The 12024-nt window shown below is 36.6% G+C and carries 9 protein-coding genes and 1 pseudogene; 3 read left to right on the plus strand and 7 right to left on the minus strand.

What is annotated here, in order from left to right; translation table 11 throughout:
- On the plus strand, positions 1–507 hold a 507-nt coding region (locus H7254_RS20215), incomplete at its 5' end, for a T9SS type A sorting domain-containing protein (protein ID WP_301934696.1).
- Positions 508–612: 105 nt separating this feature from the next.
- Here the strand turns inward: H7254_RS20215 and H7254_RS20220 are convergent.
- The gene (locus H7254_RS20220; protein ID WP_301934697.1) at positions 613–1077 is read right to left on the minus strand and encodes a hypothetical protein; all 465 of its coding nucleotides are present in this window, start codon (positions 1075–1077) and stop codon (positions 613–615) included.
- 112 nt (positions 1078–1189) lie between these two features.
- Complete coding sequence (proS, locus tag H7254_RS20225; protein ID WP_301934698.1) at positions 1190–2668, minus strand: proline--tRNA ligase; 1479 nt, start codon at positions 2666–2668, stop codon at positions 1190–1192.
- Between the two features lie 236 nt (positions 2669–2904).
- Here proS and H7254_RS20230 point away from each other — a divergent pair, with 236 nt between their 5' ends.
- Together H7254_RS20230 and H7254_RS20235 are read left to right on the plus strand one after the other, a co-directional pair.
- Complete coding sequence (locus H7254_RS20230) at positions 2905–3645, plus strand: hypothetical protein (RefSeq protein ID WP_301934699.1); 741 nt, start codon at positions 2905–2907, stop codon at positions 3643–3645.
- Between the two features lie 71 nt (positions 3646–3716).
- Entirely contained in the window at positions 3717–5273 is a 1557-nt protein-coding gene (locus H7254_RS20235) for a hypothetical protein (RefSeq protein ID WP_301934700.1), read from the plus strand.
- Between the two features lie 42 nt (positions 5274–5315).
- Here H7254_RS20235 and H7254_RS20240 read toward each other — a convergent pair whose 3' ends face one another.
- From H7254_RS20240 to H7254_RS20260, 5 genes and pseudogenes are all read right to left on the minus strand, one after another.
- Positions 5316–5759 (minus strand): response regulator, encoded by a 444-nt coding sequence (locus H7254_RS20240; protein WP_301934701.1) that lies wholly within the window; start codon positions 5757–5759, stop codon positions 5316–5318.
- A 751-nt stretch (positions 5760–6510) separates the two neighbouring features.
- Positions 6511–9825 carry a two-component regulator propeller domain-containing protein gene (locus tag H7254_RS20245; protein WP_301934702.1) on the minus strand — a complete coding sequence of 1105 codons (3315 nt, stop codon included), beginning with the start codon at positions 9823–9825 and terminating at the stop codon, positions 6511–6513.
- Positions 9826–10092: 267 nt separating this feature from the next.
- A complete protein-coding gene (gene miaA, locus H7254_RS20250; RefSeq protein WP_301934703.1) occupies positions 10093–10986 on the minus strand; it encodes a tRNA (adenosine(37)-N6)-dimethylallyltransferase MiaA in 894 nt (297 codons plus the stop codon).
- Positions 10987–11211: 225 nt separating this feature from the next.
- Positions 11212–11793, minus strand: a complete 582-nt coding sequence (locus tag H7254_RS20255) for a hypothetical protein (RefSeq protein ID WP_301923251.1) — start codon at positions 11791–11793, stop codon at positions 11212–11214.
- A 41-nt stretch (positions 11794–11834) separates the two neighbouring features.
- Positions 11835–12024, minus strand: a pseudogene (locus H7254_RS20260) (tRNA nucleotidyltransferase); the annotation flags it as partial.

The following is a 12024-nucleotide window of genomic DNA, read 5'->3' on the forward strand; positions in this document are numbered from 1 at the left end:
AAAAATATTCAGTTGTCCTGGAATACCGAACTTGAAATAAACAACCGTGGTTTTATAGTTGACAGAAGTTTAGATGGTAGTAATTTTAAACAGATTGGCTGGATAAATGGCAATGGTACCACCTCCCTCAATTTAAGCTATGGTTATACTGATCGTTTTGTGCAACCTGGTATTGTTTATTATTACAGAATACGTCAGGTAGATATTAATGACAGGCAGGAATATTCCGTTGTTCGCAATGCACGTATCAGCAAGTCGGACGGCATCGTACTTACAGTGAGCCCTAACCCTGCAAAGGATTTTGTAAACCTGTTTATTTCCGGTACAACCAATAAAGCAAGTGTAGAATTAATTAATGCAACCGGGCAAAAAATATTGCAGAAAAATAACGTAAACGCATTTGATGGCATTTATCAATTGCCACTGAAAGGCAGTGTTAAAGGCACTTACCATGTGGTAGTATATTTACCTGAAGGTACTTATAGTACTAAAATAATTGTAGAATAAGACAATAAAATCATCCGCAACTTTGCCAATAAAAAAAATCCCGGAGTTTCTATTCCGGGATTTTTACAGGATGTGTATTTTAAAATAATTTTTATACTTTTAAGTTCATTTTACCGGCCAAAGATTGCGGCAGAGATGCCTCCTATTAATGCAAGCAACAAAATAATAAGATATAAAATAGTGATGATACCCGCAAAACGGTAAAAAATTTTTTAGATTTTGAAAAGAAAGATTGAGTGTTTCCTGATCGTTGGCTTTTAAAGCTGCCTGCATGTTAATGCTAAATCTGAACAGAAAAACAGACATCAGAAAAGCAATTGCCGCTACAAAAAAATAAATCACCATAATCATTCCCCCAGCCATCGTACCCATTTCTTTACCGCCAGGCAATCCGCCCGATAACTTATTAAACATGGTTCCTATAAAAACAGCTCCAGCAGCAATAAAGATACTGAGAATGAAACCTGTGATGGCTAAAAATTTTGTCCACATGGCGGTTTCTTTGAGGTGGATTTGTGAAATGTTATTAATCAGCAATTCATTTTCTAAAAGATTTTGTTCAGGATCCATCAATGAAGGTTTTAATTGTTTAAACGAATATAAAACTTTTGTGATTCAGCAAAACAAAAGGCACTGAAAGTTTCAGCGCCTTTGTAAATTGTTTCAATAAAATTAATACAGATTAATAAGCTCTTGCAAACAAAACCCTTTGCCCGCTTGCATTACCGGTTAAAATACATTTCCCTTCTTCTGTTTTATTGTTAAGCGGTATACAGCGTATCGTTGCCTTGCTTAGCGCTTTAATTTTATCTTCTGTGGCCGGTGTACCATCCCAGTGAGCAGCTATAAAGCCGGTTTTTTCATCCAGCAACTGCATAAATTCATCCCAGGTATTGGCATTTGTAATATGCGCATCCCTGAAATTTTTTGCTTTATCGTAAATGGATTTTTGAATATTGTTTAGTAGTTCAATAATATTTTCTGCCAGGCCGTCAATGCTCATACTTACTTTTTCTTTTGTATCCCTTCTTGCCACTTCCACCACATTGTTTGCAATATCCCGTGCACCAATGGCTATGCGAACAGGCACGCCCTTCATTTCATATTCTGCAAATTTCCATCCGGGGCGATTATTATCATTGTCATCATATTTCACTTTTATACCTGCCATCTTTAATTGTTGCTGCAACACTTTTACCTTTTCATCAATGAGCTGTTTTTGTTCTTCTCCCTTAAAAATTGGCACAATCACCACTTGGATGGGCGCCAGTTTTGGAGGTAAAATCAAACCCTGGTCGTCGCTATGGGCCATTACCAACGCTCCAATAAGCCGGGTGCTTACTCCCCAGCTGGTGGCCCATACATAATCCAGCTTATTTTCTTTATCGGCAAATTTTACATCAAACGCTTTTGCAAAATTTTGTCCCAAAAAATGAGAGGTTCCGGCCTGTAAGGCTTTGCCATCCTGCATCAACGCTTCAATGCAATAGGTATCTTCAGCGCCTGCAAAACGTTCATTGGCAGATTTAATGCCTTTAATTACGGGCATTGCCATAAAATCTTCCGCAAAGGTTGCGTATACATTCAGCATCTGCACCGTTTCATCAACCGCTTCCTGCCTGGTAGCATGGGCAGTATGACCTTCCTGCCACAGAAACTCAGCAGTACGTAAAAATAAACGGGTACGCATTTCCCAGCGAACTACATTGGCCCATTGATTTATCAGCAACGGCAAGTCCCGGTAAGATTGTATCCAGCCCTTGTACGTATTCCAGATGATGGCTTCGCTGGTTGGTCTTACTACCAGCTCTTCTTCTAATTTTGCTTCTGGATCAACTATTAATTTCCCTTTATTATCCGGATCGGCTTTAAGCCGGTAGTGAGTAACGATGGCGCATTCTTTTGCAAACCCTTCCGCATTTTTTTCTTCTGCTTCAAATAAACTTTTTGGTACAAACAAAGGAAAATAGGCGTTTTCATGGCCGGTTTCCTTAAACATTTTATCCAGCTCATCCCGCATGTTTTCCCATATGGCATAACCATAGGGTTTAATTACCATACAACCTCTAACAGCACTGTAATCTGCCAGGCCGCCCTTTAGAATTAAGTCATTATACCATTGAGAATAATCATTTGCCCTGCTTGTAATTTCTTTGCTCATTTTATTTATTATTATTTTTTAATGGTTTTACAATTCTTGCAAGACTTATTTCATCTTATTTTTTACTTTTATATGCATCCTCGCAACCATTGGTTTTTAGCACACATTTAACATTCATTTGCCTGATTGTTGCATTATAGTTAAAAAAGTAAATATTTGCAGATAACCGACAAGATCTTTTATAAAATCGCACAAAAATAGTAACTTCACATTACAATAATTTTAAACAAATTATCATGAAAACGAACCTTATAATTTTAGCGGTTTTTGTAGTTGCTTTTAGCAGTTGTGCCACCATGTACAAATCAGGGCAAACCCCTGATGATGTATATTATTCTCCTGCCCGTAGCTTTGGCGAAGCGGTAGCAACTACTAAAAGAGAGCCTGCCAATGATGAATATTACAATAATACCGGTGAAGACAGGATGATCCGGATGGGCATAACTGATTACAGGTGGAGGTATTTGAATAATGACTATTCTTACAGCCCGTATGCATATTACAATAATTACAATAATTATAATAATTACAGCAGTTATAATGGGCACGGTTATTACAATAATTACAACCCTTATTACAGCAACTTTTATAGCAATTATTATTACAATCCTTATTACAGCCCCTACCCTGTATACATTACTCCTGCTGGTACCATTAAAAACAGCACTCCAAGAATGACCAACCTGAGTGGGTATAACCAGCATTATAACAATACCAATTCCCCTCTAATGTCTGTACCTGCCAACAGACCAAGACCGTATAATAACAGTAACGGAAGAGTTAGTGGATTAGGAAATGCTTTGAATAAAGTATTTAGTCCATCAAATAACAATAATAACAATAGCTACAACAATACCTCAACAAACAGAACCACAACTGAAAGAACCTACACGCCGCCACCTGCCAGCAGCAACAGTTCATCATCAGGCAGCAGTTCATCCGGTTCTTCAGGCGGTAGAATTACAAGACCCAATTAAAAAGCAGTATTGGTAAAGACAAAAAAATATATTTGCCGGCTTTAAAACTGGCATGCAAAAATAATTATGCCATGAAAAAATATTTATTCTTCGCACTTTTATTAACTGGGCATAATTTGTATGCACAGGTTCCCGAAGATGTTTTACGCTATTCATTTTTTCCTCAAAATGGCACTGCACGTAGCATGGCAATAGGAGGTGCTATGGGATCGTTGGGTGGAGATATTACAGCAACCTTTGTAAACCCTGCAGGTTTAGGTAATTATAAAACGGGAGAATTTGTTTTTACACCTGGCTTTAATTTTAATAACAATAACGTAAATTTCAGAGACTCAAAATTAAAAAGCAGTAAAAATAATTTCACTCTTTTAGGCCCGATAGGAATTGTATATGGAGCGAACAACCGTTACAAACCCAACACAAGTCAGTCTATCAGCCTTGCGGTTACCCAAACAGCCGATTACAATAACACCATACAATATTCAGGTTATAACAATTATAGTTCTTTCAGCGAACAATTTGTAGAGCAGGCGATTAAAGGTTTAAGCAAGGGCAGTATTGATGATATATTAAATGATCCGCAATATGCCTATAGCGCTGCACCCGCATTGTATACCTACCTTGTTGATACTTTTAGCGGCAACAGGGTAAAGGCTTTGCCCGAATTTTTACTAGCAAACGGCAAGGCGTTGTTTCAGAAAAATACCCTGCAAACCAGCGGCGGTATGTATGAGGTAGCACTTGGTTATGCAGTAAACAAAAATGATAAGTTATTAATTGGGGGCAGTATCGGAATACCAATTATTAATTACCACAGTACTACTACTTTTAGAGAAAGCGATACTTCATCTGATACAAATAATAATTTTGGTTACTTTAACTATACCGATAATTTTTCAACTAAAGGAGTTGGATTGAATTTAAAAATGGGCGTTATTTTTAAGCCGTCTGAATTTTTGCGTTTGGGGTTTGCAATACATACCCCAAGCTATATGTTTACGGTTAAAGACAGGCGAAATATTGATCTTGAAGTTGACAGGGAAAATTATAAACCCAACTTGCCGCCAGTAGCTTCGGTATCGTCGGAAAAATTTACAAATGGTGTTCCAGGCGAAAGCAATTATACTTTGTTAACACCGTGGAAGGCAATGGTGAGCGCAAGTTATGTGTTGAGACAAATAGAAAATGTAAAAGAACAGAAAGGATTTATTACCGCCGATATTGAATATGTCCGTCATAGTGCCTCGTCTTTTTACAGTGCAAACCAAACACCCGCTGTTGGAGAACAAGAATATTATACTTCCTTAAACCAGGTTATAAAAAACCAATATAAAGGTGCCTTTAATTTTCGGGTGGGTGGTGAACTAAAATTTAATGTAGTAATGGCCAGGCTAGGTTTTGCTTATTATACCAACCCCTATAAAGATGCCATTTTAAAAGCAAATAAGATGTTGGTAAGCGGTGGTCTTGGTTATCGCAACAAAGGTTTTTTTATTGATCTTACCTATATATATTCAGTGAATAAAGATGTAAATTTCCCTTACAGGCTTCAGGATAAAAATAACACTTTTGCCAATATAAAAAATCTGCGGGGTAATATAGTTGCAAGTGTTGGATTTAAATTTTAAGAATACTGGTAAACAAAAATAATCCTGAACTTATTTAAGACGCTATAAATTAGTTTTAGCGATATTAAAATATTTTTCCATCATCTTCTGTATCATCTCTTTCGTAAGGGGTTTGTTTTCAAAGCCATCTACTTCCGGGATGTTTTCTGCCCTGTGTTTATCATCCGGATTAAGAGATGTTGTAAGCATAATGATTACTGGTTTACGGAAATAATCATTGTTCAATTTTTTGAATTCAGTTAAAAATTCCCATCCATTCATACGGGGCATATTAATGTCGAGAAAAACCAGGTCGGGCAAAATAAAATTGTTGTGTACAGTTGTTTCAGCAAATGCTTTTTGAAGATAATTTAATGCTTTAAAACCACTATCGGCTATCTCCAGATGACGCGTACAACAGGCCTCCTCAATAACCAATGTGCTGATAAAATTTGTAGGTTCGTCATCATCAATTACAAGAATACAGTCTAACATGTTTTCAATCATTACGTAGTTTTTTCAGGAATGGTGGATAAAAATATAATACAAGCTTCTGATAAAGATTTTATCCACATCTTACCATGGTACAAATCAATAATTTTTTAAAATGATATAATTCAATGCCAGATCCTTTATAATTAATTATGAATATCACGGCATCGAATAATATTTAATATTTTTTACACACTACTTTTCGATATTAATACCATTATCAATTACCACATTTAATAGCTGCCTTTTTTCTACAACTTCCCCGTTAAAGTTGATAACACAATTAGTGCTATCTTATTACCGCCAACATTTTCCAAAGCTGCTTTTGTCCCAATTCTTGAATCATACAGCAAATCCTTCATCAGCATGCACAACCTGGCAAAGCTTTCGGCAATAAAATTAAAATATTTATCTGCTTTATTATCTAATTTGCGCCCATATTATTTTTGAAGCAAATATACAAAGCTTGCAGTTGTTTTTAGAGGCGCAGTTAATCAAGAAATGCTACGTAGCTCAACTGCTTCAGTTTCTTAAGCTTATTTTATAACGTTCCGTTGGGTTTGCAAGGCTCTTCCCTGCTATACAAATTCGATTTTGGTTTGTGTTGCTTCAAGCCGGACCATGCGGCCTGCTTAATTTAAGCGGTTTAAATAAATGGATTAGTTATTTACTTTTGGGTAAAGCAATAGTGTATTTTTTTTTATTGCATTCAAGCTAATTTTTATATCTAAAAACAGTTGCCGTAATCCTGTCAGGGCAAATTTTTTCATCCTGCAATATCTTCAGCCGGAAGTAAAAAATAAAAATTACTTCCGTACCCAGGCTCAGACTCTACCCATATTTTTCCATTGTGCAACTCAACAATTTTTTTACAATGCGATAAACCAATACCGGAACCTGTATATTCCGTTCTTGTATGCAGGCGTTGAAAAATGTCAAAAATTCTTTCCCGGTATTGCTTTTCAATCCCGATACCGTTATCGCTGATACTGAATTGCCAGTACCCTTCCGTTTTTTGAACGCTAACTTCTATCCTTGGTAAAACACCTGGTTTATGAAATTTGATGGCATTGATCAGCAGGTTTTGAAAAAGCAATTTTATTTCAGTAGAATGGCCTTGAATTACCGGCAATTCTGTAAACTGTATTACTGCTTTTTCTTCCTGTATAGCAACGGAAATATCAGCCACTACATTTGATAAAATAGTATTACAATCTACTTTTTCAAATGCTCTGTTAGTTCCGATTCTTGAAAAATCCAACAGGTCTTTTATCAATATTTTCATCCGGTCAGATGCATTGGCAATATAGTTAAGATATTTATCAGCTTTTTCATCCAGGCGGCCTTGGTATTGCTTCTGCATCAGCTCTACAAAGCTAGATGTAGTACGCAGTGGCTCCTGTAAATCGTGGGAAGCCACGTATGCAAACTGTTCCAGTTCCTTATTTTTTATTTTTAATTCTTTATTGGCCAACTCTGTGTCCTTCCTGGCTTTCTGTTCGTACTGGGCAGATAAAACTAATTGTTGTGTTTGCTCTTCCACGAGCTTTTTAAGTTTTATTTGTTGTGCCCTTACCGCACGGGTACGAATAAGATATAAGGCAATGGCACCGCCCGCAAGCAGCAAAAAAATAATTAATTTAAACCACCACGTTAACCAATAAGGTGGTGTAATAAGTAAATGTATCCTTAGAATATTTTTTGACCAGTTCCCTTCGTTATTTAACCCTTTTACTTTAAATACATATTTGCCAGGGTTCAGATTGGTGTAAGTTGCGCTCCTGGATGTACCAGCTTCGTTCCATCCGTTATCAAAGCCTTCCAGCATATACGCATAACGCTTTCTTTCCTCACTTACATAATTGAGTGTTGCAAACTCAAAGGAAAAAACTGAATTGTAATAAGGTAACGTAACATCATCAGGTTCAGTTATGGTTTGTTTTAAAGGAAAAGGATTTGGATTGTTTACTTCAATCGCTGCCTGTTGATTGAAAATGTGAAAATTGGTCAATACCAGTGGCGGCTCAAAAGCCGTAGTCCGGATATTATCCGGCGAAAAAACATTAAAGCCATTAAGCCCGCCAAAATACATTTTGCCCGACGTTGTTTTGCAATATGCCAGTTGTTTAAATTCGTTCGATTGAAGTCCGTCGGTAACTCCATAATTTTTAAAAACTTTGGTTTCAGGGTTAAAGCAGGATATCCCCTTATTAGTGCTAACCCAGATATTATGCCGCTCATCTTCAAGTATACCAAAAACATATTCACCAGGCAACCCATCCGCAGCCCTGAAAACTTTAAACTGCCTGGTTTTTTTATCAAACAGGTTTAAGCCAATCAGGGTGCTGACCCACAAATTTTTACGGCTGTCTTCAAAAACTACATTTACATTATTACTGCTTATGCTATTCTTTGTTTCATCATCATGTGTAAAAGTTGTAAAGTCTTTTGTCTTTCTATCAAAAAGAATCAGTCCGCCGCCTGCAGTACACAACCAAAACTCCCCGTCACTATCCTCAAAAATATTTACTATTATATTGCTTGCAATTCCATTGCCTTTGTTATTGATAAAAAGGTAGTGAGAAAATGTTTTACCATCCTGATTTAATAAATTCAATCCGCCGCCGTAGGTTCCAATCCAAATATTTTTTTGTTTGTCTTCAAAAATTTTCGATGCATTGCCACTGCTTAAGGTTAACGGATTGTGTTGGTCATTTTCATAATGCCGGTAAGTATTTTTACCAGGGTTAAAAACAGTTAAGCCATTAATCCATGTACCTATCCAGATATTGCCCTTGCTGTCTTCACAGGTACTTAAAATATTATCTCCACAAATACTATTTTTATTGTTTTGTTGATGACGGAAATGTTTAAAGCTTTCCGTTAGCGGGTCAAAAAAATTAAGACCTCCACCATCCGTTGCTATCCAGATATTTTTTTTACTGTCTTCCATAATACTCAACACAATGTTATTGCTGAGGCTATTGGGTTGGGTGCTATGTAAATAGTGCGTAAACATCAGCTTATCGCGGCTAAGCAAATCGATGCCACCTGCAAAATTTCCCAGCCACATGTTATTTTTACTGTCGCGGTAAATTGCATAAACAGAATTATTGCTGATACTGCTTTTATCTACCTCATCATTTTTATAAACAGAAAAAACACTGGTCGTAATGTTAAACACTGATATGCCCTGGTTTTCTGAACTAATCCACAAATTATTTTCAGCGTCTTCATTAATCGCCAGCACAGTATTACCAGCAAGGGAATGAATATTATTTTCATCATGTTTAAAATGCCGGAAGGTTTCGTTTTGCCGGTTAAAAAGATCCAGCCCATTTCCATTGGTACCAATCCACAATCTTTTTTTGCTATCTTCAAAAATGCTATAAATGTCATTGCTGTTAACAGAAGCACTATTATACTGGTTGTGCTGATACCGATGGAATTTTTTTGTGGTGCGGTCAAATAAATTAAGTCCGCCAAGAGCGGTGCCCAGCCATAAATTGTGTTCCGAATCCTGAAAAATATATTTTATAAAATTGTCACTAATACTGGTAGTGTCAGTTGTTTTAAAAGTAAAGTGTTCAAATAATTTTTTAGAGGTGTCGTATCTATCCAAACCCTGGGGTGTTCCAATCCAAACCATTCCCCGATCATCTTCCAATACGCAGTTTACAACATTACTGATAATGTCGTTTGCGTTGTTAGACCTATGTTGCAGGCGTGTAAAGTTTTCCTGGCTGCGGTTAAAATGGCACAGACCGCCGCCTTCTGTAGCAATCCATAAATTGCCGTTTTTACTTTTCGAAATACCATTAATATAATTGTTGCTTAAACTGCTGGAATCTGCAGGATCATTTTTATATACGCTCATTTTATAACCATCATATTTATTTAAACCGTCCCAGGTACCAAACCACATAAACCCTTTGCTATCCTGCGTTATGCATAGTACATTGCTTTGAGAAATTCCCTGTGCTTCGCCAATGTGTTCAAAATGCAGCTGACTGTTTTGAGCATAAGTAATGCTGTAGCAAGCCGGTAAAATAAGATATAATAATAATCGGACATTTTTCATAATTAGGACCCTTAAAATTGTTGCAAAAATGAAGGGAGATTCTATTGTCACTGAATGTTAATCAATGGGAATATATCAACCGATACAACATGTCACCGCTTATTTCAAAATAAATATTACCGAAATAATTTAGTAAATTGTTAAAACGATGGGGATAATGAACTTTTGAAATAACACAAACTCAGGACAAACAGGAAAATTAAAGTAAACGGGTTTTACAGAACGTAGATAATATTGTAGTTATACAGTAGTAATTTATCTATCCTTTTATTTATTGCCAGCCAGTTTAATAAGCTCCGAAAAATCTGGCATACACCAGCGGGTGGTTTCATCTTTTTTAAACCAGGTCATTTGCCTTTTTGCATACTGGCGGGTGTTTATTTTAATGGCTTCAATTGCATCTTCCAATGAAAGGTCGCCAATAAGATGACCAAATAATTCCCTGTAGCCCACTGTTTGCAAAGCGTTCAAATTCTTATACGGCACCAGGGTTTTAACTTCATTTAATAAGCCGTTTTTCATCATCTCATCTACCCTGCTGTTTATTTTTTTGTTCAACGCTTCTCTTGGCATTTCAAGGCCAATTTTAATAATATTAAAATCCCTGCTTTGCTTTTGCTGTGTTTGAAATTCGATGATAGATTTGCCCGTGGATAATTTTACTTCCAATGCCCGCATCAAGCGCTGCGGATTTTTTATTTCTCCCTTTTCAAAATACAATGGATCATTTTTTTCAACTTCTTTTTGTAACCATTCCAATCCCTCCCATTCATAATCCGCAACAACCTGTTCCCTGATCGCTGGTTCTATAACAGGTACTTCATCGATACCGTCAACGAATGTTTTTACATACAAACCGGTACCACCCACCATTACAGCAATATCATGGGTTGCAAAAATTTGTTTTGCCTTTGCCAATGCATACTGTTCAAATACCGCCGCATTCAGGGTATCTTTTATAAAATGTGAGTTGATAAAATAATGCTTCACCAACTGCAACTCCAGCGCTGAGGGTTTAGCAACCCCAATGTTTAATTCTTTAAAACACTGACGGCTGTCTGCCGAAATAATGTCAGTTGAAAAATGTTGTGCCAGCTGGATTGCCAACGTTGTTTTACCCACAGCAGTAGGGCCAACAATAATGATACAGGTTTTTTTCAATGGATATTTTTTAGCGGATAATTAATAACCGCATGCTGTATAGTGAAATATTTAATACCCATACAGCGCAGAATTTTACAATAATTGAAGGAGGAGGGCAACCAAAAAAAATAAAAACGCAGCAGGTAATTATAAAAAAAAGAAAAGTTATCCTAATTCAAAAAATACAAAAGAAAAATAATTTACTTTTCATTTCGCATGATTAAAATAATAATTATTTATTATTTAAAAGTCTTCCTGGGCTTCTTCACCAGCGGTGGTATCTTCTTCAGCGCTTTCGGTGGCATTGCCATCTTCATCCTCTTCGCTAAACCCTTCCAGCATGGCAGCGGCATTCAGATCGTATTTTTCTTCCACTTCTGCAAGGCGTTTATCAATTAAACCTTTGGTACCATATTGTGAGGGGGCAATACCTTCTGTACGGATGCAAACCGGATAGGCAAGCTTTTTATTTTCGTCTTTATCTACATTGATAAGCTCTACCATAAAGGTCCAGAACTTATTAAAATCGTATACATAAATAAACTTCTGATTAGGATCTTTAATTTCTGATCCCATGGTAACTTCCGTCATTATCATTGGCTCAACCTTATAGGATTTGTCAGCATATTTTTCCAACGAAATCTCCCTTCCTCTTAGCCAACTGTCATTACTACGGTAAAAAGTGGCTTTGTGTTTACTATCAAACTCAAAACTCTTTAAAATGCACAGATGCAGGTCTGCAAAATTTTGCGTATGCTTTATCACCACATCTCTGTAAATGCTGTCATCATCTTCCCAATAAATTCTGAAACGTAATATTGCCATAATGTAAAATTACTAATTGATAATGGAATAATGATAATTAATCATGCTTTATAAAAAAGGCCAAGATCCGTTGCTTTTTGAACCATAAAATTAAAAGCTGCTTCATACTCATTGGGAATTTCTCCTTCTAAAATAGCTTCGCGGATAGCATTTTTTAAATCGCCCACTACACGGCCCGGCGGAAGGTTAAAGGTTTCCATAATCAGTTCTCCGGTTATGGGCGGCTGCCAG

This window comes from Ferruginibacter sp., from assembly GCF_014377975.1.
In the GTDB taxonomy this organism is placed as follows: Bacteria; Bacteroidota; Bacteroidia; order Chitinophagales; family Chitinophagaceae; genus Ferruginibacter.